Origin of the sequence: Cellulomonas endophytica, from assembly GCF_004123805.1 — a bacterium.
GTDB classification, from domain to species: domain Bacteria; phylum Actinomycetota; class Actinomycetes; order Actinomycetales; family Cellulomonadaceae; genus Cellulomonas; species Cellulomonas endophytica.
In genome coordinates this window covers 20,355-46,219 of record NZ_RWJX01000002.1, presented here as the reverse complement: position 1 = coordinate 46,219, position 25,865 = coordinate 20,355, and the positions used below count along the sequence as shown (strand labels likewise).

Genomic DNA, 25,865 nt, shown 5'->3' with positions numbered 1-25,865 from the left:
CATGAGCAGTGAGAGCGGCACCTTCGGCCACGCGGACCTCGGCGCTACCTCGACCAGCGCGTCGGACGACGTCGTCGTCTCGCGCTGGGATCGCGGCGGACTCGGGGACGCCGGCTTCCACGGGTTCGTGCGGTTCTCCGAGCTGCCGGCTGCCGACGTACCGGCAGAGGAGGGCGTCTACGTCGTCGTCCGGCCGTCCGTGGAGCCGCCATCGTTCCGGGCTGTCAGCCCGGCCGTATGGTTCAAGGGCCAGGACCCGACAGTGCCGGTCGACATGCTGCGGGCGGCGTGGACCGATTCCGCGGTGCTGTACATCGGCAAAGCGGGGCGGGTGCGTCGGGTCGGCGTGGCCTGAGCAAGCGGTTGGACGAGTACCGCAGGTTCGGCGAAGGGTCACCCGTAGGGCACTGGGGCGGGCGCTTCGTCTGGCAGCTCGCCGACAGCACAGACGTGCTGGTCGCGTGGCGGGTCACTCCAGGCCAGCGGTCCGCCGAGGTGGAGGCACGACTCGTCGAGCAGTTCGTCGTCGCGCATGGCCGACGTCCCTTCGCCAACCGCAAGCCAGGCGGAGGGCGGTGAGGCTCCTCTGCGACGTCTGCAGCCGGACGCGCTGATGGGACGCCTGATGCCGCCCGAGCCTGACCACGGGGCGACCGACGGTGGTGCCGAGCGCGCCGTATGGGAGGCGCTGCGCGACCAGCTCCCCGACGACGTCGTGGTGTTCGTCAACCTGCTGCTGCTCGACGGGCCCGACGAGCGGGAGATCGACGCGCTGGTCGCTTGGCCGGACCTAGGGCTGTGCGTCGTGGAGGTCAAGGGTGGGCACGTGAGCCGGCGCGACGGGCAGTGGGTGCAGGGCAGCGGGACCAGGGCGTACGAGATCGACCCGGTCTTCCAGGCGCGACGGGCCCGGCACACGTTGCACGACCTGCTGCGTCAGCACGGCCTCCACGCCTGGAGGGCGCGGACGGCCGACCTCGTCGTGCTGCCGCACACGGTCGTGCCCCACGGGTGGGCGTCGGCGGGTTCGCCGGCCGGCACGGTGGTGGGTCGCGAGGACCTGGACCAGCTGGCGGCGCACGTGAAGCGCGCGATCGACGTGCACGGCACCGGGCACGCGCACTTGGCGGCCGATGACGTGGCTCCGCTCGTGGACTTCCTGGGCGGCGCGTTCCCCTCGCAGGTGGAGGTACTGGCCAGTGCCGCACAGATCGAGGACCGCGTCGAGCAGATGACGCGCGACCAGGCGCGGATGTTGGACCATCTGCGGAGCTTCGACCGGCTGCGGATCATCGGCGGCGCGGGGAGCGGGAAGACGTGGCTGGCGCTGGAGCAGGCGCGGCGGCGTGCGGCGGCGGGGGAGCGGGTGGCCCTGGTCTGCTATTCCAGGGGCCTGGGGCGGTACCTGGAGCGCATCACCGCCACGTGGCCGCCCAAGCAGCGGCCGGCGTTCGTCGGGCTGTTCCACGACCTGCCACTGCAGTGGGGCGCGGCGCCGGGCAGCGACGACGACGCCGACTACTTCGAGCGCCGCCTGCCGTTGCAGCTCGCCGAGCTGGCGGACGCGCGCGACGAGGCGGAGCGCTTCGACTGCGTCGTGGTCGACGAGGCGCAGGACTTCTCAGCGCTGTGGTGGCCCTCGCTGGTGCGGTGCCTGCGCGACCGGGAGGCCGGTGGGCTGTGGGTGTTCATGGACGAGGACCAGCGCATCTTCGACCGTGACGGGTCGGCGCCGATCACGCTGCCGCCGGTGCGGTTGGACGAGAACCTGCGCTCGACGAAGCAGATCGCGCAGTGCTTCGGCTCGTTCGGGACCTCGACGGTCAAGCCGCGCGGAGCGGCCGGAGCGCCCGTACGGCTGGTGGACGTGCCGGCCGACGGGGCGGTCACCACGGCCGATCGGGTCGTCGACGCGCTGCTGGACGAGGGGTGGCAGCCGGGCCAGATCGCGCTGCTGACCACGGGGCGGCGGCACCCGGAGCAGGTCAACGCCGTGGAGATGGGCGGGCACGCGGTCTACTGGGACCGGTTCTTCGCGGGCGAGGACGTGTTCTACGGGCACGTGCTGGGGTTCAAGGGGTTGGAGCGCACGGTCGTGGTGCTCGTCGCCAACGGTTTCCGCGACTCCGGGAGGGCGCGGTCGATGCTCTACACCGGGCTGTCGCGGGCCCGGGTGCTGCTGGTGCTCGTCGGGCCACGGGGCGAGGTGGAGCGGATCGGCGGTGACGGCGTGCGGTCACGGCTGCGGCATGCGTCGTCGTGGTCCGTCGAGGGGGACGACGACGACTGACGGCCCGGTGTCGCGAGCGGCCGCCCCGGCTCGCCCTCACCCGGCAGCGGCGGCCCCTTCGTCAGCTGTCCTCCGGGCCGAGTGGCGTGACGGCACCGGACTCGCCGACGACGTAGACGGTGATGCCGAGCAGGCGGCGTACCTCCCCCGCGACGCGGAGCGCCGCCGTCCGTCCCTCCGTGGGAACCACGACCCCGAGCCGGACGCCGGCTCCGGCGACGGTGGGGACACGCCGGAGGAGCTGTCCGTACAGCGTGTCGACATCGAGCCCGATCGAGGCGGTCCGGCCTTTCGCCTCGGCGAAGAGCCGTTCTTCGCCCCGATGAGCGACGACGTCGCAGTAGTCGACCTCGCGGTGCACCTGCCACCCCTCGGCAACCAGCCACCGCTCGAACTGCCCGACCACCCGGGCCTCGTCGCCTCGCACTCGCACACGCTACGACCCGAGCGAGGGCAGGCGGGAGCCCTTGACCATCACAGGATCGCCGGCACAGGCAGGGGCTCGTCGCTGTAGCAGTACCAGCCCGGCGTGGACGCACCGTCGCCCTGGAACGTCACCTTGTTGACCTTCCCCTTGGTGTTGGCCACGACGCGCCAGACGAGCGTCCCCGCCGCCGACTCCGCAAGCAGGGCCTTGACTGCGGATCGTGACGTGTCGGCGTTCACGTGGACGGGGACACCGCCGATCACGGCGTGGAGGGCGGCCGCACCACCGAAGGTGCCGACGTCCGCGAGCGTGGGCGAGCTCGAGGACGTGACCCAGTGGTGCAGGTGGGCGACCAGCTCGATCCCGGTGAGGGGCTGCTCCGTCGCAGGCGCGGGACTGGCCGGGGCGACGCCGACTGCAGGCGGGAGCAGCGGTCGTGCACCACCGCGAGAGGTGTTGCTGACCCACGTGCTGAGCTGCTCGATGAACTGCGCCCCGACGCCGGCGAACGGTGCTTGGAGGTTGGTGGACCACCCGAGTGCCCGGACGCCGCCGATCTCGCCCACGTACAGCTTCGTCGGGGCACCGTCCGGCTTGATCTGCTTCGACTCCACGAGGTCGAGCTGCGCCAACCCGGCGTGCTGCACCTGATCGACGACCTGCTTGCCGTTGAGCAGCACGAGGTCCAGCGACGTCGCCTCGAGCACGGAGGCCAGCACGGGAGCGCCGGCATCGAGCAGCTCCTTCCTGGTCGTCGCCTCGGTGATCTGGCCCCAGACCGGCGTGGTCGCCCACGGCACGACGTCGAGGTGGCACGCGGAGCCGTCGGAGAAGGACGCACCCGTCCCCGTCTGCAGCACCTTCTCCAGCGGAGCGAAGTACTTCCAGTAGGGGTGGTGCTGGAAGTAGCCGGAGCACACGGCGAGGAGTCGCTCGGCTTGTTCGACGGTGGCAGGGGTGCCCGTCGACGTCCCGAGCGCCGAGGCCGTGAGCGCGATCGGTGGCTGCACGCCGGCGAACTCGGCGTCGCTGGGGTTGATCCCCACCGTCGCCACGCGGGCGTGCAGGGCGTCACCGAAGGCGACGATCGGCACGGAGTCCGGAACGCCGTACGCGCCGACGGGTGGCTCGACGTCGAGCAGGGCCCGGACGTGGGCGACGAGAAGGTCCTTGGACGGAGTGGCGGGCACGCGCCGATCCTGGCATCGCGATCGCTCGTGTGACCGCCCTTTGAGGAGGCTCTCGACATGCAAGCAGTCGCTTCCCTATGGTGAACCCGTGCCCGATCCCCTCCGGGCGTTCGCGGACCCGACGCGGCGCGCGCTCCTGACCGAGCTGCGCGCCCGCGACGGTCAGACGCTGTTCGAGCTGTGCACGCGGCTCGCGCAGCACCACGGCCTGACGTCGACGCGGCAGGCGGTCTCCCAGCACCTCGACGTCCTGGCGGAGGCCGGCCTCCTCCACCGACAGAAGGTCGGCCGCACGATCGTGCACCACATCGACCTCACCCCGCTGCGGCAGGCGCTCGCGCCGTGGGCGGACCTCCTGCAGCCCGACGACGCGCACCCCGAGGAGAGCCATGAAGATCCACCTGACGAGCATCCACGTCGATGACCAGGCGAAGGCGCTGGCGTTCTACACCGACGTGCTCGGCTTCCTGCCCAAGAACGACGTGCCGCTGGGGCAGCACCGCTGGCTGACCGTCGTCTCACCGGACGCACCCGACGGCGTCGAGCTCGTCCTCGAGCCCGACGACCACCCCGCTGCCAAGGCGTACACGGCCGCCCTCGTCGCCGACGGCATCCCCATCACGAGCTTCGCCGTCGACGACGTCGTCGCCGAGCACGCGCGGCTCGAGGGGCTCGGCGTGCGCTTCACGCAGCCGCCGGTCGAGATGGGGCCCGTCATCACCGCGGTGCTCGACGACACCTGCGGCAACCTGCTCCAGATCGCCCAGATGCGCTGACGCCCCCCGGCCAAGGTCCTCGTCGGCAGTGCCGCGGCGGGGTAGCCGACGGCGACGCGCCACGAGAGGGTGCGCCAATGCGGACGTTCCTCCTGACCCACAACCCGCAGCGCTGGCGCATGCCGGCCGACGAGTGGGCCGCCCTGGTCGCTCGGACGGGCGCGAGCGAGCGCGTGCCGGGCAGCTGGTCCACCGGCGGCCGGCGGGACATGGACCCCGGCGACCGCGTCTTCCTGCTGCGTCAGGGCCCGCAGCCCCGCGGGATCGTGGCGTCCGGCTGGACCACCGGCACGGTCGAGCGGCGCGAGCTGTTTTCCGGGGCGGGGGTGCGGAATAACGTGCCGCTCGAGTGGGAGAGGGTGCTCGACCTCGACGACCCCCTGCCCACGGAGCTCCTCCGGCGGGAGGTGCCCCTCGTGCCGTGGCACGCGCTGCTGGGCAGTGGCGTGCAGGCGGCCCCGGCGGCGTGCGAGCGCCTCGAGGAGCTGTGGGAGCGGCATCTCGACGAGGGGCGGCCGGCGACTTGAGGACGCTGCGCCTCGGCCGCGCCGGCCCCGCGGGGGGTCAGCGGCGGCCGCGGCCCGTCGTCGCCAGGGGGCGGACGCGGCCGCCTCGCTGGCTGGGGATCGCACCGACCGCAGGAGCGGGCAGGGCGGCCTCGATGAGGCGGCGGTCGGCCGTGTCCTCCGGGGTGAACCAGGTGGCGGGCAGCTCGTCGTGCAGGGGCACGTCGGCACGCTGCGCGAGGAGGGTGTGGACCCGGCGGAGGCGCCGCTCGACCAGGCGGACCGACGGCTCGAGGGCCGACAGCGGGGCGTCGTCCTCGAGGGTGGACAGCGTCGAGGCGAGGATGTCGACGGCGGCGAGCATCTGGTCGACCGCACCGTGTGCTGTCGTCATGGCGGGCTCCTGGGATGGGGTGCGGACGGACCCTCTGCCCTTCGGTCCGCCCCCGCTGCCGACGAGGGCATCACCGGCGCGTCCCCCGTCCGCGCCGCGCCGTCCCCCGGTCGGGTCGCCGGCGCCACCTGGGGACGCCGCTGGGAGGTCAGTCCTCCGCCGGCGCCTCGCCTGCGCGCTGGAGCCACTCCAGCACCCCGGAGATGTGCACGAGCGTCCGGGCCGCGGCCAGGTCGGGGTCGTGCGCCTCGATGGCGTCGACGATCCGCCGGTGCTCCTCGATGGTGCGCTCGATGGCGCTCTCGTCGGTGAGGCCGCGCCAGTAGCGGGCGCGCTCGGTCGGCATCGACACGGAGTCGACCATCGACGCCAGGACGGTGTTGCCCGTGCCGACCGCGATCGCCGTGTGGAAGGCCAGGTCGTGCCGCACGAGCTCGGCCACCTCCGACGAGGCGCGGCTGTCCTCGACCGCGCTGCGCAGCGCCGCCACCTGCTCGGGCGTCATGGTCCGCGCCGCCAGGGCCGCCGCCGCCGGCTCGAGGATCTGCCGCACCTGGAGGAACTCGACCACCCCGGAGTCGCGACGGAACTCCAGCAGGAAGCTCAGCGACTCCAGCAGGCTCTCCGTGCTCATGCTCGACACGTACGTGCCGTCGCCCTGCCGCACGTCGAGGATCCGCACGAGGCTCAGCGCCCGCACCGCCTCGCGCAGCGAGTTGCGCGAGACGCCGATCATCGCGGCGAGGTCCGCCTCCCGCGGCAGGCGGTCCCCGGGCTTGAGGTCGCCAGAGGTGATCATCGCCTTGATCTGCGTGATCGCGTCGTCGGTCAGCGCCACGACCGGTCCCTCCCGCGTGCCCCGCCCTGCGCCGTCGGCAGAGGTCGGATCTTTCTACCATCCTGGGCGTGCCGCCCCGCCCCGTTCCGCCCGGAGGTCGCCGTGCCCGATGACGCGCCCGCACCCGACGAGCCGCTCGTCGACACCCACGTCCACGTGTGGGACCTCGACGGCGACCCGCCGACGGTCACCTACCCGTGGCTGACGTCCGGGCCGCTCCACCGGACGCACGCGCTCGCCGAGGTCGCGCCGGCGATGCGCGCGGCAGGCGTCGGCGCGCTCGTCCTCGTGCAGGCCGCCGACAGCCTCACGGAGACGGACGCCCTGCTGGGCGTGGCGGCATCGAGTCCCCTGTCCGCCACGGTCGTCGGGTGGCTGCCCCTCGCCGACGCCGACGCCTGCCGCCGCCGGCTCGACGCCTCCGACGCGCCTGCCCTCGTCGGGGTGCGGCACCTCGTGCACGACGAGCCCGACCCCGGCTGGCTCCTGCGCGCCGACGTCGACGCCGGCCTCTTCGTGCTCGAGCGGGCCGGGCTGGTCCTCGACGTGCCCGCCGAGCGTCCCGACCTCCTCGACGTCCTGCCGGTGCTCGCGGACCGGCACCCGGGGCTCGTCGTGGTCCTCGACCACCTCGGCAAGCCGCCCGTCACCAGTGGCTGGGGGAGCGAGGCCGCGCGGCTGTGGGCCCGGCAGGTGGCGGAGGTGGCGCGACGTCCGACGACCGTCGCGAAGCTGTCCGGGCTGGAGCTGGCGCGCCCCGACGGCAGCACCGCCGGCGACGACGACGTGCGCCCCTTCGTCGAGCACGCGCTCGCGTGCTTCGGCTCGGACCGGATGCTGCTCGGCGGCGACTGGCCGGTGAGCACCCTCCAGGCCGACTACGCCACCGTGATGGGACGTCTCTCCAGGATCGCCGACGCCCTAAGTCCCGACGAGCGCGCCGACCTGCGCCACCGCACGGCTCGCCGGGTGTACCGGGTGGGCGTCTGAGCAGCAGCGACGCTCCTCCCGACGAGGGGTCGGGCGCCACCGCAGTCCGGCCACCCGGGACCGCGGAGGTGGACGAGGGCTGGTCGCCGCACCCGCATCCGTGCTAGACATCGGACCTCTGCACGGCGTGGCGACGAGAGGACCGGCGGCCCCCCATGGCGACGATCACGGCACTGGAGACCCGGGACGTGCGGTTCCCCACGTCGCGGCACCTCGACGGCTCTGACGCCATGAACCCCGACCCGGACTACTCCGCCGCCTACGTGGTCCTGCGCACGGACGAGACGTCCGACGACGGCGAACCCGACGGCCTCGCCGGGTACGCCCTGGCCTTCACCATCGGCCGCGGCAACGACGTCCAGACCGTCGCGGTGGAGGCGCTGGCGCACCTCGTCGTCGGGCTCGACCTCGACGAGGTGTGCGCCGACCTCGGCGCCTTCTCCCGGCGCCTGACCGACGACTCGCAGCTGCGCTGGCTGGGGCCCGAGAAGGGCGTCATGCACATGGCGATCGGCGCGGTGGTCAACGCCGCGTGGGACCTCGCCGCCCGCCGCGCCGGCCTGCCGCTGTGGCGGTACCTGTCGGACCTGACGCCGGCGCAGCTCGTCGCGTGCGTCGACTGGCGCTACCTGTCGGACGCCCTCACCCCCGCCGAGGCCCTCGCCCTGCTCGAGGAGGCCGCGCCCGGCCGCGCGGCCCGCCGCGCCGAGCTCGACCGCCACGGCTACCCCGCCTACACGACGACCCCCGGCTGGCTCGGCTACTCCGACGAGAAGCTGGCCCGCCTGTGCCGCGAGGCGGTCGCCGACGGGTTCGGCATCCTCAAGCTCAAGGTGGGCCTGTCCCTCGACGACGACGTCCGACGTCTGGGGGTGGCGCGGGCGGCGGTCGGGCCGGACGTGCGCATCGCCGTCGACGCCAACCAGCGCTGGGACGTGGACGACGCCGTCCGGTGGCTCACCGCGCTCGAGCCCTTCGACCTCGCGTGGATCGAGGAGCCGACGAGCCCCGATGACATCCTCGCGCACGCCCGCATCCGGGCCTCCGTCGCGGTGCCGGTCTCCACCGGCGAGCACACGCAGAACCGCACGATGTTCAAGCAGTTCCTCCAGGCCGGCGCCGTGGACCTGCTGCAGATCGACGCCGCGCGCGTCGGTGGCGTCAACGAGAACCTCGCGATCCTGCTCTTGGCCCGCAAGTTCGGCGTGCCCGTGTTCCCGCACGCCGGCGGCGTGGGGCTGTGCGAGATGGTGCAGCACCTGGCGATGGCGGACTTCGTCGCCATCTCGGGGTCCATGGAGGACCGCGCCGTGGAGTACGTAGACCACCTGCACGAGCACTTCGTCGACCCGGTGCGGGTCGAGCGCGGGCGGTACCGGCCGCCGACGGCTCCCGGCATGGGCGCGCGGATGTGGCCGGCGTCCGTCGAGGAGCATGCGTTCCCCGACGGGGCCGCGTGGCGTCCGGAGCCCGCGGCGGCGCGGCTCGTCGCCCGGGTGCCGGCGTGACCGGCGGCAGGGAGGCCCGCGCCGCGGTGGCCGATGCCACCGGCGCCCTGACCCGCGACCCGGTCGCCGCCGACCCCGTCGAGCCCCGCGACCCCTCCGACCTCACCGGGCTCGTCGCGGTCGTCACCGGCGGCGCGTCGGGGATCGGCCTGGCGACCGCCCGGCTGCTGGCGCGGCGCGGGGCGCGCGTGGCGGTCCTCGACCTCGCCCCGGCACTGGCGGCCGGACTGCCGGCGCCGCTCGTCGGCTTCCCGGCGGACGTGCGCGACGACGCCGCCGTCCGCGCAGCGGTCGAGGCCGTCGTCGCCCGGTTCGGCCGGCTCGACGTGCTCGTCAACAACGCGGGCATCGGCGCGCAGGGCACGGTCGCGGACAACGACGACGCCGAGTGGGCGCGGGTGCTGGACCTCAACGTCGTCGGGATGGTGCGGGTGACCCGCCATGCGCTGCCGCACCTGCGCCGCTCGCCCGCCGCCGCGATCGTCAACACCTGCTCCATCGCGGCGACGGCCGGCCTGCCGCAGCGCGCGCTGTACTCCGCCTCGAAGGGCGCGGTGCTGTCCCTCACGCTCGCGATGGCGGCCGACCACGTCGCCGACGGCATCCGCGTCAACTGCGTGAACCCGGGCACCGTCGACACGCCCTGGGTGGACCGCCTGCTCGCGTCCGCCGCCGACCCGGTCGCCGAGCGCGCCGCCCTCGAGGCCCGTCAGCCGCTGGGGCGCCTCGTGAGCCCGGAGGAGGTGGCCGCGGCCGTCGTGCACCTGGCCTCCCCGGCCGCGGGCTCGACGACCGGGACGGCGCTCGCGGTCGACGGCGGCATGCAGGGCCTCCGGGTGCGGCCGCGTGCCCGGTGACGCACAGGCCGCCGTGGTCCTCGGCACGGCCGAGCTCGGAGGCCTGTACCGACCCATGACCGACGACGAGGCGCAGGCCGGTCTCGCGGCGGCCTGGGAGCGCAGGGTCCGGGCCTTCGACACCGCGCCGCACTACGGCGTCGGCCTCGCGGAGGAGCGGCTCGGCCGGTTCCTGCGCGAGGGCCCGCGGGAGGCCTTCACCGTGTCGACGAAGGTGGGACGGCTCCTCGTCGACGACCCCGGCGCCCCGGACGCCGCCGAGGGGTTCGTCGGGACGCCGCGCCGACGACGCGTCCGCGACTACTCGGCCGACGGCGTCCGGCGCTCGATCGAGGAGTCGCTGTCCCGGCTCGGGCTCGACCGGGTGGAAATCGCTCTCGTGCACGACCCCGAGGACCACCTGCCCCAGGCGCTCGACGAGGCCGCCTCTGCCCTGTCCGGGCTGCGCGACGAGGGCGTGATCGCCGGATGGGGCGTCGGCACGAACCACGCCGACGTCGCCGAGCAGTTCGTGCGCGCGACCGACGCGGACCACGTCCTCGTCGCCGGGCGGTACTCCGTCCTCGACCGGCGCGCCGAGCGCACGCTCCTGCCCGCCTGCGCCGAGCGCGGGGTGCGGGTGCTGGTCGCGGGCGTGCTGAACTCCGGGCTCCTCGTCGACCCGCGGCCCGGGGCGCCCTTCGACTACGCGCCCGCGCCGGACGGGCTCGTCGCGGCTGCCCGCCGCATGGCCGACGCCTGCGCCGCCCACGGCGTCCCGCTGCGCGCCGCCGCGCTGCAGTTCCCCACCCGGCACCCGGCCGTGGACGCGGTCGTCACCGGCGGCGCCCGGGCGGCCATGGTGGCCGACACCGCCGCGCAGCTCGCGGTGCCCGTCCCCGACGCGCTCTGGGCCGAGCTCGACGCGCTGGTCCCCGACCCGGCCCTGCTCCCGTGAGGGCCTGCACCACCGACCCCACCGGCCCCACCGCCGACCCGCACCACCGAGAGGCACGACCGTGAAGCTGCTCCGCCACGGCCCCCCGGGCCAGGAGGTCCCCGCCGTCCTGCACGACGAGCGGACGTACGACCTCACCCCGCTGACGGCCGACCTCGACGGCGCCTTCCTCGCCGACGACGGCCTCGCGCGCGTCCGGACGGCGCTCGCCGACGGGGCGCTGCCGCCCGTCAGCCTCGCCGGGCGACGCCTCGGGCCGCCCGTCGCGCGCCCCTCGGCGGTGGTGTGCGTCGGGCAGAACTACGCCGCGCACGCCGCGGAATCGGGGGCGGTGCCGCCCGTCGAGCCGATCCTGTTCCTCAAGACGCCGAACACGGTCGTCGGGCCGGACGACGACGTGCTCGTGCCGCCCGGGAGCACGCGCACGGACTGGGAGGTCGAGCTCGCGGTGGTCCTCGGCCGCCGTGCGTGGGCCCTGCCCTCGCCGGAGGCGGCCGCCGCGTGCATCGCCGGGTACACGATCTCCAACGACGTGTCGGAGCGGGAGTGGCAGCTCGAGCGGTCCGGCGGCCAGTGGTCGAAGGGCAAGTGCGCGCCGACCTTCAACCCGCTGGGCCCGTACCTCGTGCCGGCGGACGAGGTCGACCCCGGCGCGCTGCGGCTCGGCTCGACCGTCAATGGCGACGTGCGGCAGGACTCCACCACCGCGGACCTCATCTTCGACGTGCCCTTCCTGATCTGGCACATCAGCCAGTTCCTCGCGCTGGAGCCCGGGGACGTGGTGAACACCGGCACGCCCGAGGGCGTCGCGCTGTCGGGGCGTTTCCCCTACCTGCGCGACGGCGACGTCATGAGCCTGAGCATCGAGGGCCTGGGCCGGCAGACGCAGCGGGTGCGCGCGACGCCGTCGTCGTAGGGCTGCGGCGGCGCGCCGCGCCCTACGCTCGCCCGGTGGTCGCCGACGCCCCCCTCGAGCCGTGGGCGTGGCGACCCCTGGGCGCGGCGCGGCGCGCGGTGCTGCTCGACGTGCTCGTGCACGGGCCGCGCTCGCGGGCGGAGCTGACCCGGCGCACGGGCCTGTCGCGCACCACGCTGTCCCGGCTCACGCGCGACCTCACCGCGGACGGGCTGCTGGCGGACTCCGGGCCGGCGGCGGCCACCGGCCCCGGGCGGCCGTCCGACGTGGTCGCGCTCGTGCCGGACGCGGCGCACCTCGTCGGGATGAAGCTCACCGGCGACGCGCTCTACGTGGCGGTCACCGACCTCGCGGCGCAGGTGCGGTCCACGGCGGAGGTGCCGCTGGCGTCCCGGGCCTTCGACGACGTGGTGGCGGAGATGGCGGCCGCGGTGGCGCGGGTGCGGGCCGCCGTGCCGCGGGTGGCGGCGGTCGGCGTGTGCCTGGCCGGCGACGTGCGGCTCGTCGACGGGCTCGCGTGGGTGACGGGGTCGGACTTCCTCGGCTGGGACCGGGTGCCGCTCGAGGCCGCCCTCGTCGCGGCGACGGGGCTGCCGACCGCCGTGAGCAACGACGTGCAGTGCCTGACCGTCGCGCACCACTGGTTCGGCGCGGGCGTGGGGGCGGCCACGTTCGCCGTCGTCGCGGTGGGGGAGGGCATCGGCGCGGGGCTCGTCGTCGACGGCGACCTCGTCCGCGGCGCGCACGGCCGCCCGGGCAAGGTGAGCCACGTCCCCGTCGACGCCGACGGCCCGCCCTGCGACCGCGGCCACCCCGGCTGCGCCTCGGGCGTGGTGACGGTCCCCGCCGTGCTCCGGGCGACCGGGGCGGCGTCCTTCCCGGCCGTGCTCGAGGCGGCCGCCGCCGGCGACGCGCGCTGCGACGCCGCCCTCCGCGCCGCCGCCCGGGCGCTCGGCGCCGTCGTCGCGCAGCTCGTCAACCTCACCGACCCCGAGAAGGTCGTCGTCACGGGCGAGGCGCGCGAGGTCGCGACCTACGCCCGCGCGCAGCTGGACGCGTCCCTGCGGCGGCGCCTGGACCCGTCCGTCGAGGCGCCCCCGGTGGAGGTCCACCCCTTCGCCTTCACCGACTACGCCTGGGGCGCCGCCATCTCCGCGATCCGCCACCTCCTGTAGCCGCGGCGGCGAGGAGCCCTAGAAGCGGGCTGACAGCCACTCCGCCTGGCGGACCCAGTGGGGGACCTGGCCGCCCTCGTGGCCGTTCCACGCGTAGACCTCGATGGCCTTCTCGGCGCCCGCGTAGGCGTGGAAGGCCGCGTACACGGTCGACGGCAGCACGATCCCGTCCATGAGCGCGACGGAGAAGAGCGCCGGCGCCGTCGCCCACCGCGCCAGCACGGCCGCGTCGACGTAGGACAGCGTGCGGAAGACGGCCTCGTCGCTGCCGCGGTGCACCGCCAGGTAGCGGCTGATCTCGGTGAACGGGGGCTCGGGCGTCAGCGCCACCGCCCGGCGGAAGTGGCAGAGGAAGGGCACGTCGGGCAGGCACGCGGCGACGTGCTCGGGGGCCAGGGCCGCGGCCGCCAGCGCGATCCCGCCGCCCTGGCTCGCCCCCGTGACCGCGACCCGCGCCGGGTCGACGAAGGGCAGGTCCCGCACGGCGTCGAGCAGGCGCACGGCATCGGTGAAGACGCGCCGGTAGTAGTAGGTCTCCGGCCGCTCGATGCCGCGGGTCATGAAGCCGGGGACGGCGGGGCCCGCGCCGTGCGGGTCCGGGGTGTCGCCACCGCTGCCCCAGCCGCTGCCCTGGCCCCGGGTGTCCATGACGACGTGGACGTAGCCGGCCGCGGCCCACTGCAGCTTCTCGGCCGGGAGGCCGCGGCCGCCGCCGTAGCCGATGTACTCCACGACGCAGGGGAGCCGCCCCTCCCGCCGGGGCCGCACGACCCACCCGCGCACGGGCTCGCCGCCGAAGCCGGGGAAGGTGAGGTCCTCGACGACGAGCTCGCGCACCGGCGTCGTGACGGGGCGCAGGACCGCCCGGTCCTCCGACCTCCGGGCCTCGTCGAGCGTCGTCGCCCAGAACTCGGCGAGGTCCTCGGGGGCGTCGAGCACGGGCGCGTAGCGCTCGAGCTCCTCGAGGGGCAGGTCGGTCAGCGGCACGGGGACCTCCGGACGGGGTGCGGGCGGGGAGGAGCAGGCTAAAGCAGGTTACAGACATCCGATCTTTGGCTTGACAGTATGTTGCGCGCAGCGACAAACTCGGTGCGGGCCGACGAGGGCCCGACCGGCGACCGGAAGGACCGTCCCGTGGACGCGACGCAGCTCTTCTCGAACGGCAGGCGGGGGCGCACGGCGCTCGTCGCCGCAGGCCTGGCGGCCTCGCTCGCCCTGGTCACGGCCTGCTCCAGCGGGTCCGACGAGGCGGCCGCGGGCGACGACGCCCCCGCCGGCGGCACCACCACCGTGGACTTCTGGGGCTGGGTGCCCGGGCTCGAGGAGCTCGTCGCCCAGTACAACGAGGCCAACCCCGACGTCGAGGTCACCTTTCATCGGATGACCGGCGACGACGGGCAGAAGGTCGAGGCCGCCGTGGACGCCGGCGCCGGGCCCGACCTCGTGCAGCTCAGCTCCCACGACCTGCCCGACTACGTCATCCAGGGCCGGGTGCAGCCCATCACGGAGTTCGTCGCCGACGACGAGGCCAACTACACCGAGGCCTCCTGGACCTCGGTCACCTTCGACGGCGAGGTCTACGGCGTCCCGCAGGGCATCGGCCCCAGCGGGATGATGTACCGCACGGACCTGCTCGAGCAGCACGGCATCGCGGTCCCCACGACCTGGGACGAGTACCTCGAGGCCGCCCGCGCCCTGCACGCCGCCGACCCCGAGCTGTACATCGCGAACCTCTCGCCCGGCGAGATCGGCCAATGGGTGCAGGAGGTGCAGCAGGCCGAGGGCTCCTGGTTCGGCATCGAGGGCGACTCCTGGACAGTCGGCATCAACGACGAGGCCAGCCTCCGCGTCGCCGAGCGCTGGCAGACGCTGCTCGACGAGGGGCTCGTCACCACCGAGCTCATGTGGACGCCGGAGTACTGGTCCCGCGTGAACGCGGGCGACATCGCCACGATCAGCTACGCCGCCTGGTTCCCCGTCGCGCTCATGGAGAACGCGGCCGACACGTCGGGCCTCTGGCGCGTGGCCCCCCTGCCGACCGAGCCCGGCTCGACGAACCAGGGCGACTCCGGAGGTGCCGCGGTCGTCGTCCTCAAGGGCGCCGACGACCCCGGGGCCGCGGCCGAGTTCGCGTCCTGGCTCAACGGGTCCGACGAGACGCAGGACGCGCTCATCACCGAGGGCGGCCTCTTCCCGTCCACGCTCAACGGGCTGGCCTCGCCCGCCCTGCTCGAGGAGCAGGAGTTCTTCGGCGGCCAGGTCATCAACGAGGTCTTCATCGAGTCGGCCGAGAACACCCCGGCGACGTGGAGCGAGGGCCCGAACTGGGGCACCGCGCAGACGGCCGTGCTCGACGAGTTCGCCAAGGTCGTCGCCGGCCAGCAGACCTTCGCGCAGGCGCTGGACAACGCCCACGACGCCACCGTCGCCGACCTGGAGTCGCGCGGCCTGTCCGTCGCCGAGTGATGGTCGCGCTCGCCCCCGCCGTCGTCCCCCGCCGCCGCCGCGCGCTCGGCGGGGGGCGCCTGGCGCCGTACCTCTTCGTCGCCCCGTTCGTCGTCGTCTTCCTGCTCTTCATGGTGGCGCCGATCGTCATCGCGGTGAGCAACGCGATGTACTCCAGCCGCAGCTCCGGGCTGGGGTTCGGCGGGGCGGAGACGGTCTTCGTCGGGCTGCAGAACTACGCCACCGCCCTGCGGGACGGCGACTTCCTCTTCGGGTTCGCCCGGGTCGCGCTGTACGGCCTCGTGCAGGTGCCCGTGATGATGCTCATCGCCGCGGGGCTGGCGCTGCTGTTCGACTCCGCGCTCGTGCGGGCGCGCCGGTTCTTCCAGTTCGCGGTCTTCCTGCCCTACGCGGTGCCGGGCGTCATCGCCGCGCTCCTGTGGGGCTTCTTCTACCAGCCGTCCGTCAGCCCGCTCGTGCAGGCGCTGCAGGGGCTCGGGGTCGACGCGGACCTGCTGGCCCCGGGGACCGTGCTGTGGTCGGTGGCCAACGTCAGCGTCTGGTCGAACGCCGGCATCAACATGATCATCCTGTTCTCCGCCCTGCAGTCGCTGCCGCGGGACACCTTCGAGGCCGCCCGCCTCGACGGGGCCGGGGAGCTGCGGATGGCGCTGAGCCTCAAGCTGCCGATGATCGCGCCGGCCGTCCTGCTCACCACGCTGTCCACGGTCATCGGGACGCTGCAGCTGTTCAACGAGCCGCAGGTGCTGCAGTCCATCACCCCGCACATCGCCAGCGACTGGACCCCCAACATGGCGATCTACGCCGTCTCGACCCTCGGCGGCGACACCCGCCTGGGCTCCGCGATGGCCGTGCTCCTCGGGCTCGTGACGCTCGTCGTGTCCCTCGTCCTGGTCCGGGTCACGAACTCCTCCTCCCGGGAAGGCCTCTGATGACCGCCGACGTGCAGGACCGCGAGCGGTCCGCCGCCCCGGCCCCGGCCGGGTTCCGCGCCCGGCGCTCCGCCACCGTGCTGTCCGGCGGCGACCGCGTCAGCCGGGGCTGGACGACCGCGGCGACGATCGTCGTCGCGCTCGCCTCGATCTACTTCCTGGCGCCGGTGGTGTGGCTCGTCATCGCCGCGACGAAGTCCTCCTCCGAGCTGTTCACCACCCCGGGCTTCGCGTTCGGCGACTGGCACCTGTGGGACAACGTCCGGGCGCTGTCGGCGTACGACGGCGGCATCTTCTGGCGCTGGGCGCTGAACTCCGTCATCTACTCCGTCGTGGGATCCGCCCTGACGACCCTGGTCTGCGCCGCGACGGGCTACGCCCTCGCGGTGTACCGCTTCCGCGGCCGCAAGGCGCTCATCGCGGTGGTGCTGGGCAGCCTGCTCGTCCCCGGGACCGTGCTGGCGCAGCCGACCTACGTGCTGCTCGTCGACCTCGGCCTCAACAACACCTACTGGGGCCTGCTGCTGCCGGCGCTGTCCTACCCCTTCGGCGTGCTGCTGGCGTGGATCTTCGCGCAGAACGCCGTGCCGACGGAGCTCGTCGAGGCCGCCCGCCTGGACGGCGCCGGGGAGCTGCGGACGTTCGTGTCGATCGGCCTGCGGCTCATGTCGAGCGGGCTCGTGACCATCCTGCTGTTCACGTTCCTCGGCAGCTGGAACAGCTACCTGCTCCCGCTGCTCGTGCTCACCGACGTGGAACTCATGCCGCTGACCGTGGGCCTGACGGGGTGGAACCAGGCGTCCATCACCATCCCCTCGCTGCAGATCCTCACGGTGGTGGGGTCGATGCTGTCCGTGGTGCCGATCGCGGTGGTGTTCGTCGCGCTTCAGCGGTTCTGGCGGGCGGGGCTGACCGCGGGCGGCGTGCGCGGGTGACGGCGTGACCCCTGGACCCCGACGCCCCGGGCGAGGACCATCGGGGCCCGTAGCCGTCCGTCGACGAGGGGCTCGTCCATGCTCGTGCAGGAGGTGGTCCGCGGCGTCGCGGGGCTGACGACGGGTGACGCGCGCCGGATCATGGAGCGCGACGGGCTCCTGTGCGCGGCGCTGCGGACGGGACGCGTCACGACCGCCGACGAGGCCGAGGTGCTGCTCGGCGCCGAGGCGCTCGACCAGCATGTCCATGAGCACCACGTCGTGCGGGAGGGGTCGCCGTACGTGTCGACGTCCGCCGGGACGTACGTGACCGACGACCGGTGGCACACCCGGTCGGCGTTCGCCGTGGACACCGCGATCGACTTCGCGGTGCTGGGGCCCCGGGCCGATGGCTGGGTGTTCTACGGCTACGTGTTCCTCCTCGGCCGGCCCGCGGGCCACCACGCCGAGTTCGCGGAGGAGGTCCGCGACGTGCACCAGCACCCCGCCTGGTCGCCCTTCCGCGCGGAGGGGGAGGTGGCCGTGCCCGTCCGGCTCCCGCCGCGGCGGCTGCTGCGGGCCGAGCTCTACCGGTACGCCGAGGTCGCCGCCGCGCTCGCGGCGGGCCGGTGGCCGGCTGTCCCGAGCGCGGTGATCGACAACGAGGCGGAGGGGCGCTGCGGCAGCCCCGGCGAGCTCGCCGCGGCCCGGACGGCCGTCTGATGCCGCGTCTGGACGGCGTGATCGACCGCCTCGGCCTGGTGCCGGACGTGGTGGAGGACGTCGCCCGGCACGGGCTGCTCGCGTCCCGCCGTGCCCTGGCACAGGTGGACCCCGAGGGCGCGCCGCCCGAGGCCGTCGACTTCGTGACCACGCGCGGCCTTCGCGCGCTCGGGCTGGTCGCCCTCGTCGACGGTGGTCTGGCGGCCGGGTTCGGCTCGGACCTCGGGCGGTGGCTCGCCCTCGCCGGGCACCCGGCGTGGCCTCTGGCGCACGCGTTCCTCCCGCGGGCGGACGTGCCGGGGTTGCGGGTGGAGGGGCCCGCGCCGGTCGCGGGTTACCCGTTCGACCTGCTGATGCTGGCCCTGGGCCGGTTCGACCGGGACCCCGGGCCGGACGAGCCCGCCCGCTCGCGCTGGGGGCGTGGCGCCCTGGCACCGTTCCGCCTCGACCTGCGGCTGCTCGCGGCGCTCGTCCGCGGCGGGACGACCACCGAGCCGGGCCGCGTCTCCGAGCCCAGCGCCCCGGCCGTCGCCGCGGTCCTCCTGGGCTCCCTCGAGGACGCGCTGGAGCAGCAGCGGGACGACGAGACGCACTGGCGCATCGGGGCCGGCCGCATCGCGGCGACCGACCCCGAGGTGGTCCTGACGGTCCGCGCCCTGCTGGGGTCGCCGGTGGCCTGGGCCACCGCGCCGGCGGCGCAGGAGCGCCCGCTGGTGGGCGCGGTCGCGTCCCTCGTCGACGAGCGGGGTCTCGACCGGTGAGCGGGGTGACGCTCGCGGCGCTCATCGACGCGGTCGTGCCGTTCCTCACGCTGGTCGCCGTCGTCGTCGCGCTCCTCCTCCTGCGGCCACGGCTGCTGCGGATGCTCGACCGGGCCACGAAGGTCGGGATCGGTGGGGTGCTGGAGCTGGAGGTGTCCGCTGAGCCCCTCAGGGACGCGAGGGCCGGCGCGCCCGTCGACGAGGGAGCGGTCCGGGGCGTGGAGCACCGGCTCGCCCGCGCCCGTGACCGGACCGTGGGAGCCCGGTTGCTGTGGGTCGACGACGAGCCCGCCGCCAACCGGGCGGAACGGCAGGTGCTGCGGTCGGCGGGCGTCGTGGTGCTCGTCGCGACGACGACGCAGGAGGGGCTGGCCCTGCTCGACCGCGAGGACCCCACCATCGTGGTCACCGACATGGCGCGTCCGGAGTCGCCCACGGCCGGCCTGGAGCTGGCGGACGCGGTCCGTCGTCGGCACCCGGACCTGCCGGTCATCGCCTACGTGACGGACCTGCGGCCGGGTGTGCCGGCCGACCTCTTCGGCATCACGGACCGTCCCGACGAGCTCGTGCACCTGGTGCTGGACGCCCTCGAACGGCGGGCCTGAGCTGCCCCGCGAGCCCTGTCGTCCACGCCGGCAAGTGACGGGTCGCGACCATTGTCACGGTGCACCGCGGGGCCTACCCTGACCGGATCGGTGGTGCTCCTGGGAGAGGCGCGCGCCATGCCGAACGTCACGTTCGTGAAGAACCTCAAGCCGGACGCCGTGCAGGCCGCGGCCAGCGGGATGAGCCCCCTCGCAGGCTTCCTGGTCGCGCCCGGCAACGCCACCGGCCAGGCGCTCGAGCTGACGCGCTTCGTCCGGCGCCTCGGGGCGGACCTGCTCGTCGACAACGGGAACTTCGCGCTGCTCGGTCCGGTCACGCAGCACTTCGCGCCCGAGGCGCGGGTGCTCCACCGCGGGGTCGGGGCGGTCGAGCGCACCCTCGGTCGGACGGCCAGGGCCTCGACCGACCTGACGGGCGACCTGAGCGCCCGGTACGGCGACCTGGCCGACCGCGTGCGTCGTGCCGCGCTCGACGCGGTGCCCTCCGACGCCTCCATGGCGCAGGCCCAGGAGGCGCTCGACCCGACGAGCCGCATCGGGGTGGAGGACCTCACGATGGCGTGCTGGTTGCGGCTCGACATCGAGCCCGCCTACCTCCGCCGCCCGCGCCGCGACTACCGTCGCATGAACCGGTCGGTGGCTCGACGCGCGGTGCGCGCCGCGGCGCGCGCGGACCCCGGCGTGCCCGTCCTGCCCGTGGCGTCGGCCCTGTCCTTCAACACGGCGAAGGACGCGGGGCGCGAGTTCGCCGCCGCCGGCCTCGGTGCGGTCTCGATGGGCTTCGGCGCGTTCATGGCCGACGACCACTTCGCCGACCACTACTACCGCGACCGCCGCCGCATCGACCTCGGTGCGAACCTGCCGCAGCGCTACACGCGGACCGTCGCGGCGGCCGTGGGCTTCTGGGAGGGCTACGTCGAGGTCGCGCACCACCCCCCCGCCCGCTTCCACTTCCTCGGCATCGGCGCCCCGATCATGATCGCTCTCCTCGCCCTCGCCGCGCGCGAGACGCCGGACGTGAGCTTCGACGCGACGAGCCCGGTCCTCGACGCGACGCAGGGCGGGACCGTCTACAGCGATCGCCCGGCCCACCTCAAGCTCCGCACCCGGAAGATCGCCCACCGGCTCGCGAGGGAGGTCGCCCTCACGTGGGACTGCCCGTGCCCGTTCTGCACCGACTTCACGCGGCGATCCCCCTTCGACTACGCACAGGGGCACGCCTGGTTCGCGGCGACCGGGGCGACCGACGTCAGGACGGCCGACCTCGCACCGGGCGGCGCCCTCTTCCACGCCTTCCCTCTCCTGTCGGAGCCAGGGACGGGCGAGCTGCGGCGCGAGGTCAACTTCGCCCGTGTCGGCCACAACCACTGGATCGTCGATCGGCTCGCGCGCTCACTGACGCGGGCCTCGGAGCGCGGCACCCTGCCCGTCCGGGTGACGTCGATCATCCGGGACTACCAGGCCCGCACGACCCCGGTCTTCGCGCGGGCGGTCGAGGTCGGGCTGCAGCTCGCGGCCGGCTGACGCCCGGCGACGACCCGAGCAGGACCAGCGCAGGTGCGATCCGGACGGGAGGACCTCGCCTCACCTCCGTCGGACACACCCTTCGAGAAGGACGACCATGACGGGCTTGTCTGCACTGCCGCTCGAGCTGTTCCCCCCTTTCACGTCCACGGCGACGGTGAAGATCGCGGCGGCGAACGCCGCCGAGGAGACCTTCCGGAGCCTGCTCGTCGCCCGCAGCTGGGACCTCCTGCACGCGCACTCCGCGACGCTCGCCGGGCACGCCGCAGCCCTGCTGGCTCATGCCCAGGCACGCGCGCACCTCGTCGCCCGTCAGACCCCCGCTCTGGCGGAACGCGACGCCGGCCTGGCCCAGGCCTTCGCGGCGCTCGCGGCAGACCGCTCGGCCGGGGCGACGGCGTTGCGTGATGCCGTGCTCGCGCAGGCCACGGCGCAGCTCGGCGACGCGGCGGCCGCGCAGGCCCTGCTCGACGCCCTCCTCGCGGGGAACCACCCGCTGTTCGAGGCACGCGCCGCGGAGAGGTCTGCGGCGGTCGCCGAGGTCGACGTCGTCGGCACCGCCTGCGTCCAGCTCGCCGTGCTCTCCCACCGGGCAGCGGGTGAGTCGGCGCTGCACAAGGCGTACGACGTCACGCGCGACCAGGGGGTGGGCCCCGACCGGCCCGCGGATCTCCAGGTCCTGCGGGACGAGGCCGACGGTCTGAGGTCGCTGCACGACGACGCGGTGGGGGCCTTGTTCGCCCACCTCGACACCGAGGACGACCGCGACGGCTTCGCGGACCTCGCCGTGGCCCTCGCGGCGCGCATCGAGGCGCGCGGGCCGGTCGCCGCGATGCTCGTCGGCTCCTACCTCGCTCTGCTGAGCCGTCGCCCGGACGTGCAGGGCTCTCTCGCCGAGCACCGCGCCGCGCTCGACGTCGTGGAGCTGGTCGAGCGGCTCCGCGTCGTGCACGCCTACTCCTGGCTCGTCCGGACCGAGCTCGTGGGGCCGGACGCCGGTCGGTGGTACTCCCACGAGCGCCGCCGGACGGACGCACGGACGCAGCCCTCGCTCGTCGTGACGGGGCAGTCGCTGGCCGTGCAGGAGCTCGTCGACGGGACGGGCGCCGAGGGGGACCTGGTCACGGTCGAGGGCGTGGTCGACGCGCTGGCGATCGACGACGACCCGTCGCCGCCCAAGTTCTCGACGTTCTGCGACATCGTCGACCTCGCCTCCGGCGGGTCGCTCCGGGTGCGGGCGCACATGTTCAGCCTGCTCAACAACGGCCTCCAGGACGGCGCGTTCACCCGGTTGACCGGCTTCGTGCGCCGCTCCGCGCCATGGGCGGGCCCCGTGGGCCTGGACGTCGACCGGGTCGACCTGACCGATCTCGCGAGGCAGAGCTGGTACGACGACATGACAGCGCGCCTGCGCCCTCACGTCCTGCTCCGTCCCGACGGGATGAGCATGTTCTTCACCCCTCCCGTGCGAACGGAGTGATCGCCATGCCCTGCACCGTGGAGCTCAACCGGCAGGACGACAAGTTCCAGGCGTGGCAGAACGGCTACGCCGACTGGCAGGAGGCGCGGAACCTCGCGCTCGCCGCTGATGCGGCCGTGCTGGGGACGTGCGGCGCGGCGGTGTACACCGCCGGGGGCTTCGGCTTCACCGCCGCCGCATGCCTCGCGGCCGTCACGGCCCTCGCCATCGCGGTCGCCAGGAACGACACCGCGCTGGACAAGCTGTACACGGCGAAGGATGCGTACGGCCTCGCGGTGCGACGCTACGACGACTGCCTCGCGAGGTGCCGGCCGGCCGCCGGCTGACGCGCCACCCGGGCTCGCGGGTCTCCGGCGGGGGCGCTCTCCGCAGCACCGCCGCGCCGGCATGCCTCCGGGTGGCGATCGTCGATCCGGGAACGCCCTCGGGGTCGTCCTCCTGCCCCTGGGGGCCGAGCACGGGTCGAGAAGCTCGCCCGGCTCGAGGCCGTCGACCGGGGCAGTGTCTCCGTGCGTCAGGTGTGCGCTGGAGCCCCGCTCACCGGCCTCGGCATCACCGCTGACGTCCTCCTGGGTGGCTGAGGACGAACCCCTGGCTCTTCGGGCGGCCGGGGCCAGGGGGTGGTGCTCGTCACGCAGTGGCGGCTCCGCGGCGGCGGTGGGTGGCGTGGAAGGGTGACGGCGTGACCCTCCTCGAGCACGACGGCCCGGCGACGCAGTGGCTGCACGCCCTCCCGCTCGGCAACGGGCGGCTCGGCGCGATGTGCTGGGGCGGCGCCGACGGCCGGTTCGACCTCAACCACGAGGGCGTCTGGTCCGGCGCGCCGCGAGGGTCCCGTCCGGCCGCCGTTCCCGACGAGCGGGCGCGGGCGCTGGTGGAGGAGGCGCGCCGGGCGGCGCTGGAGGACCGCGGGCACGACGCCACGGCACCGCTGCAGGCGCTGCAGGAGCCGTGGACGCAGGCCTACCTGCCGCTGGGGTCGCTCACGCTGCCGGGCTCGGGTCCGTCGGCCGGCGCCGGCGACGACGAGGCCAGGGGCCGGCGGTCGCTGGACCTGCGCACGGGCGTGCACACCTGGACGACGAGGGGCGGGCGAGCGCGCACCGTCGTGTCCGCCGTCGACGACGTGCTCCTGCACGTGGCCGAGGGGGCGGACGCCGCCCCGGGGCCGCTGACCCTGACCTCGCCCCTGCGCGAGCTGCGGCGGGTGGCGTCCGACGACCGTCTCGAGCTGTGGCTGCGTGCCCCCTCGGACGTCGCGCCGGGGCACGAGCCCGACGCGCCCGCCGCCGTCTGGGGCGAGAGGGCGGTGCAGGCGTGCGTCGTCGTCGCGCGCCGCCGGCACCGGGACGGGTGGGTGCTGGCCCTCGCCGTCGAGACGACCTACGACGGGCCGGGCCGGCCGCTGCTCGCCGGCGCGGAGGCCGTGGCGCCGCGGGCGCGCGAGCGCGTGGACCGCGTGCTGGCCGAGGACCCGGAGGCGGTGCTGGCGCGGCACGTGGCCGAGCACGTCGCCCTGGCGGAGCGGTGCGTGGTGACGTTCGGGCCGCCCGCGGGCGCCACGGGTGCGACCGGGGCACCGGCAGCACCGGGCGGGACCGTCGAGGAGCGGCTGACCGCCGCGCGCGCCGACGCCCGGCCCGTGCTCGACGCCGACCCCGCGCTCGCGGGCGTCCTGCTCGAGCACGGCCGCTACCTGCTCCAGTCGTCGTCGCGCGGCTGCCGCCTGCCGGCCACGCTCCAGGGCATCTGGAACGACGACATGCGCCCGCCGTGGAGCTCGAACTTCACGCTGAACATCAACACGGAGATGAACCTCTGGTCCGCCGAGGTGCTCGGGCTGCCCGAGACCGTGCAGCCGCTGGAGGACCTCGTCCTCGCGCTCGCGGACACCGGCCGCGACGAGGCCCGCCGCCTCGGCGCCGAGGGCTGGGCCGCGCACCACAACAGCGACGCCTGGGCGTTCAGCGGGAGCGTCGGCGCGGGGCACGGCGACCCGTCGTGGGCGTTCTGGCCCATGGGCGGCCTGTGGCTGGTGCGGCACCTCGTCGAGCGGGTGCGGTTCGGCTCGGTTGACGACGACCACCTGCGCACGGTCACCTGGCCCGTGCTGCGGGGCGCGGCGGAGTTCGCGCTGACCTGGCCGCTGCGGGGGGCGGACGGCGCGTGGGTCAGCGCGCCCTCCACGTCGCCGGAGAACACCTTCCTCGACGACGAGGGGCGGACCGTCTCCGTCGCCACCTCCAGCGGCCTGGACCGCGCGCTCGTCCGGGACGTGCTGCGCGCCGTCGTCGAGCTGGCGCCGCGGCTGGGGGCCGGTGCCGACGGGGCCGACGACCTCGTCGAGAGGGCGCGTGCCGTGCTGGCCGAGGTGCCGGCCGTGCTCGTCGACGACGCGGGGCGGGTCGTCGAGTGGGACCGGCCGCGCCCGGAGGTCGACCGGCACCACCGCCACGTGAGCCACCTCTTCCCGCTCTTCCCCGGCGACGAGGTCCTCACGGCCGACGAGCGCGACGCCGTCACGGCGACCCTCAAGCACCGCCGCGACGACTCCTCGGGCTGGTCGTTGGCCTGGAAGATCGCGCTGTGGGCCCGCCTGCACCGCCCCGACCGCGTCGCGGCGCTGCTGGAGCTGGTGTTCCGGGACGCGGCGGCCGTCGAGGGCGAGTTCGCCGGCGGTCTCTACCGCAACCTGTTCGCCGCGCACCCGCCGTTCCAGGTCGACGGCAACCTCGGCGTGGCGGCCGCGCTGGCCGAGTGCCTCGTGCAGAGCCACGCCGGCGTCGTCGAGCTGCTGCCCGCGGTCCCGGACGCCCTGGGGACGGGCACCGCGACGGGGCTCGTCGCGCGGCCGGGGCTGCTCGTCGACCTCGAGTGGGCCGACGGGGAGCTGGTCCGAGCCGCGCTGCGCCGGCGGGAGGCCGCGGCGGGTTCTTCCCGGCAGCGGACGGTGACCGCGGACGAGCCCGTCGAGGTCCTCGTGCGCTGGCGGGAGCGCGAGCTCCGGTGCACCCTCCCGGCGGACGGCCTGGTCCTCACCGCGGAGGCCTTCACCGCCGGCGCCGCCGCCGGTGCTCGGGACGGCGGTCGCCGGGCCGGCTGAGGCCGCGCGGTCGGTCGGGCCGGTGGTCGCGGGTCAGGAGCCCGTGAGGTCAGGAGGCCAGGCGGCCGATGCGGATCGGGTTGCCGAAGGGGTCGCGCAGGCCGAAGTCCCGCGCGTAGCCGCGGTCCTGCGGCGGGTCGGTGATCGTCACGCCCTGCGCGACGAGCTCCGCGTGCAGCGCGTCGACGTCGCCGTCCGTCGCGAAGGCGAGCCAGCCGCCCCCCGCGCCCTTGCTCACGAGCGCCGACACCTCGGAGGCGGTGGCCGGGTCGTGCGAGGGCGGGCCGGGCTTCTCGAGCAGGATCTCCTTCGCGTCGCCGGGGACGCGGACCGTGAGCCACCGCATGAAGCCGAGGTCGTGGTCGGCGCCGACCTCCAGGCCGAGGACGCCGACGTAGAAGGCGAGCGCCTCGTCGTGGTCGAGGACGAAGATCGAGGACAGGTTGTTCCGGGTGAGGGCCATGGCTCGACGGTAGGGCGACGGCCCGGCGCGGTGCTTCTCCAGAACCGGCGTCCCGCGGGCGGCACGGCGGGCGCGCTGCTCGCGCCCGCC

General features: G+C 74.8%; 27 protein-coding genes. 21 read left to right on the top strand and 6 right to left on the bottom strand.

Translation table 11 applies throughout. From position 1 onward, the window contains the following. Position 1 precedes the first annotated feature (1 nt). Both EJA20_RS18975 and EJA20_RS00960 read left to right on the top strand, forming a co-directional pair. Positions 2-355, top strand: coding sequence for a hypothetical protein (locus EJA20_RS18975; protein WP_205687294.1), 354 nt, complete (start codon positions 2-4; stop codon positions 353-355). Between the two features lie 270 nt (positions 356-625). Next, entirely contained in the window at positions 626-2,290 is a 1,665-nt protein-coding gene (locus tag EJA20_RS00960) for a nuclease-related domain-containing DEAD/DEAH box helicase (RefSeq protein WP_129336309.1), read from the top strand. Positions 2,291-2,351: 61 nt separating this feature from the next. On the opposite strand, the gene EJA20_RS00955 is transcribed toward EJA20_RS00960, so the two are convergent. Next, entirely contained in the window at positions 2,352-2,696 is a 345-nt protein-coding gene (locus tag EJA20_RS00955; protein WP_129336308.1) for a hypothetical protein, read from the bottom strand. 68 nt (positions 2,697-2,764) lie between these two features. Next, on the bottom strand, positions 2,765-3,907 hold the full coding sequence (locus tag EJA20_RS00950) for a hypothetical protein (protein ID WP_129336307.1): 1,143 nt from the start codon (positions 3,905-3,907) through the stop codon (positions 2,765-2,767). Positions 3,908-3,995: 88 nt separating this feature from the next. Between EJA20_RS00950 and EJA20_RS00945 the strand changes: the two genes are divergently transcribed. From EJA20_RS00945 to EJA20_RS00935, 3 genes are all read left to right on the top strand, one after another. Then, positions 3,996-4,331 (top strand): ArsR/SmtB family transcription factor, encoded by a 336-nt coding sequence (locus EJA20_RS00945; protein WP_129336306.1) that lies wholly within the window; start codon positions 3,996-3,998, stop codon positions 4,329-4,331. After that, positions 4,297-4,683, top strand: a complete 387-nt coding sequence (locus EJA20_RS00940) for a VOC family protein (RefSeq protein ID WP_129336305.1) — start codon at positions 4,297-4,299, stop codon at positions 4,681-4,683. The genes EJA20_RS00945 and EJA20_RS00940 overlap by 35 nt, the downstream gene beginning before the upstream one ends. A gap of 77 nt (positions 4,684-4,760) precedes the next feature. Next, positions 4,761-5,210 (top strand): hypothetical protein, encoded by a 450-nt coding sequence (locus EJA20_RS00935; RefSeq protein ID WP_129336304.1) that lies wholly within the window; start codon positions 4,761-4,763, stop codon positions 5,208-5,210. A 37-nt stretch (positions 5,211-5,247) separates the two neighbouring features. On the opposite strand, the gene EJA20_RS00930 is transcribed toward EJA20_RS00935, so the two are convergent. Both EJA20_RS00930 and EJA20_RS00925 read right to left on the bottom strand, forming a co-directional pair. After that, positions 5,248-5,583 (bottom strand): hypothetical protein, encoded by a 336-nt coding sequence (locus EJA20_RS00930; protein ID WP_129336303.1) that lies wholly within the window; start codon positions 5,581-5,583, stop codon positions 5,248-5,250. A 148-nt stretch (positions 5,584-5,731) separates the two neighbouring features. Beyond that, on the bottom strand, positions 5,732-6,421 hold the full coding sequence (locus tag EJA20_RS00925; protein ID WP_129336302.1) for a FadR/GntR family transcriptional regulator: 690 nt from the start codon (positions 6,419-6,421) through the stop codon (positions 5,732-5,734). Between the two features lie 102 nt (positions 6,422-6,523). Here EJA20_RS00925 and EJA20_RS00920 point away from each other — a divergent pair, with 102 nt between their 5' ends. The 6 genes from EJA20_RS00920 to EJA20_RS00895 all read left to right on the top strand — a co-directional run bounded on the left by EJA20_RS00920 (position 6,524) and on the right by EJA20_RS00895 (position 12,804). Then, positions 6,524-7,411, top strand: coding sequence for an amidohydrolase family protein (locus EJA20_RS00920; protein WP_129336301.1), 888 nt, complete (start codon positions 6,524-6,526; stop codon positions 7,409-7,411). Positions 7,412-7,566: 155 nt separating this feature from the next. Further along, on the top strand, positions 7,567-8,919 hold the full coding sequence (locus EJA20_RS00915; RefSeq protein ID WP_129336300.1) for an enolase C-terminal domain-like protein: 1,353 nt from the start codon (positions 7,567-7,569) through the stop codon (positions 8,917-8,919). A 47-nt stretch (positions 8,920-8,966) separates the two neighbouring features. Beyond that, positions 8,967-9,776: an SDR family NAD(P)-dependent oxidoreductase gene (locus tag EJA20_RS00910; protein WP_129336388.1), complete on the top strand. Its 810-nt coding sequence runs from the start codon at positions 8,967-8,969 to the stop codon at positions 9,774-9,776. Next, positions 9,766-10,713 (top strand): aldo/keto reductase, encoded by a 948-nt coding sequence (locus EJA20_RS00905; RefSeq protein WP_205687293.1) that lies wholly within the window; start codon positions 9,766-9,768, stop codon positions 10,711-10,713. The genes EJA20_RS00910 and EJA20_RS00905 overlap by 11 nt, the downstream gene beginning before the upstream one ends. 61 nt (positions 10,714-10,774) lie before the next feature. Then, positions 10,775-11,629 (top strand): fumarylacetoacetate hydrolase family protein, encoded by an 855-nt coding sequence (locus EJA20_RS00900; protein WP_129336299.1) that lies wholly within the window; start codon positions 10,775-10,777, stop codon positions 11,627-11,629. A gap of 35 nt (positions 11,630-11,664) precedes the next feature. After that, positions 11,665-12,804 (top strand): ROK family transcriptional regulator, encoded by a 1,140-nt coding sequence (locus EJA20_RS00895; protein WP_129336298.1) that lies wholly within the window; start codon positions 11,665-11,667, stop codon positions 12,802-12,804. An 18-nt stretch (positions 12,805-12,822) separates the two neighbouring features. On the opposite strand, the gene EJA20_RS00890 is transcribed toward EJA20_RS00895, so the two are convergent. Next, positions 12,823-13,791: an acetylxylan esterase gene (locus tag EJA20_RS00890; RefSeq protein WP_129336297.1), complete on the bottom strand. Its 969-nt coding sequence runs from the start codon at positions 13,789-13,791 to the stop codon at positions 12,823-12,825. 147 nt (positions 13,792-13,938) lie between these two features. On the opposite strand from EJA20_RS00890, the gene EJA20_RS00885 reads away from it, so the two are divergent. The 10 genes from EJA20_RS00885 (at position 13,939) to EJA20_RS00840 (ending at position 25,312) form a co-directional block, all read left to right on the top strand. Further along, a complete protein-coding gene (locus EJA20_RS00885) occupies positions 13,939-15,270 on the top strand; it encodes an ABC transporter substrate-binding protein (RefSeq protein ID WP_164983780.1) in 1,332 nt (443 codons plus the stop codon). Further along, positions 15,270-16,202 carry a carbohydrate ABC transporter permease gene (locus EJA20_RS00880; protein WP_129336386.1) on the top strand — a complete coding sequence of 311 codons (933 nt, stop codon included), beginning with the start codon at positions 15,270-15,272 and terminating at the stop codon, positions 16,200-16,202. The genes EJA20_RS00885 and EJA20_RS00880 overlap by 1 nt, the downstream gene beginning before the upstream one ends. Further along, entirely contained in the window at positions 16,202-17,137 is a 936-nt protein-coding gene (locus EJA20_RS00875; RefSeq protein WP_129336295.1) for a carbohydrate ABC transporter permease, read from the top strand. Before EJA20_RS00880 ends, EJA20_RS00875 begins: the two co-directional genes overlap by 1 nt. A 78-nt stretch (positions 17,138-17,215) precedes the next feature. Further along, on the top strand, positions 17,216-17,839 hold the full coding sequence (locus EJA20_RS00870; RefSeq protein ID WP_129336294.1) for a hypothetical protein: 624 nt from the start codon (positions 17,216-17,218) through the stop codon (positions 17,837-17,839). Continuing rightward, entirely contained in the window at positions 17,839-18,600 is a 762-nt protein-coding gene (locus EJA20_RS00865) for a hypothetical protein (protein WP_129336293.1), read from the top strand. Before EJA20_RS00870 ends, EJA20_RS00865 begins: the two co-directional genes overlap by 1 nt. After that, entirely contained in the window at positions 18,597-19,205 is a 609-nt protein-coding gene (locus EJA20_RS00860) for a response regulator (RefSeq protein ID WP_129336292.1), read from the top strand. Before EJA20_RS00865 ends, EJA20_RS00860 begins: the two co-directional genes overlap by 4 nt. Positions 19,206-19,295: 90 nt before the next feature. Beyond that, positions 19,296-20,729: a hypothetical protein gene (locus EJA20_RS00855; RefSeq protein ID WP_129336291.1), complete on the top strand. Its 1,434-nt coding sequence runs from the start codon at positions 19,296-19,298 to the stop codon at positions 20,727-20,729. Between the two features lie 97 nt (positions 20,730-20,826). Then, positions 20,827-22,209, top strand: a complete 1,383-nt coding sequence (locus tag EJA20_RS00850) for a hypothetical protein (protein ID WP_129336290.1) — start codon at positions 20,827-20,829, stop codon at positions 22,207-22,209. A gap of 5 nt (positions 22,210-22,214) precedes the next feature. Beyond that, positions 22,215-22,535, top strand: coding sequence for a hypothetical protein (locus EJA20_RS00845; protein WP_129336289.1), 321 nt, complete (start codon positions 22,215-22,217; stop codon positions 22,533-22,535). 356 nt (positions 22,536-22,891) lie between these two features. Next, positions 22,892-25,312 (top strand): glycosyl hydrolase family 95 catalytic domain-containing protein, encoded by a 2,421-nt coding sequence (locus EJA20_RS00840; protein ID WP_129336288.1) that lies wholly within the window; start codon positions 22,892-22,894, stop codon positions 25,310-25,312. Positions 25,313-25,361: 49 nt separating this feature from the next. On the opposite strand, the gene EJA20_RS00835 is transcribed toward EJA20_RS00840, so the two are convergent. Next, positions 25,362-25,775, bottom strand: coding sequence for a VOC family protein (locus EJA20_RS00835; RefSeq protein ID WP_129336287.1), 414 nt, complete (start codon positions 25,773-25,775; stop codon positions 25,362-25,364). Positions 25,776-25,865: the final 90 nt, after the last annotated feature.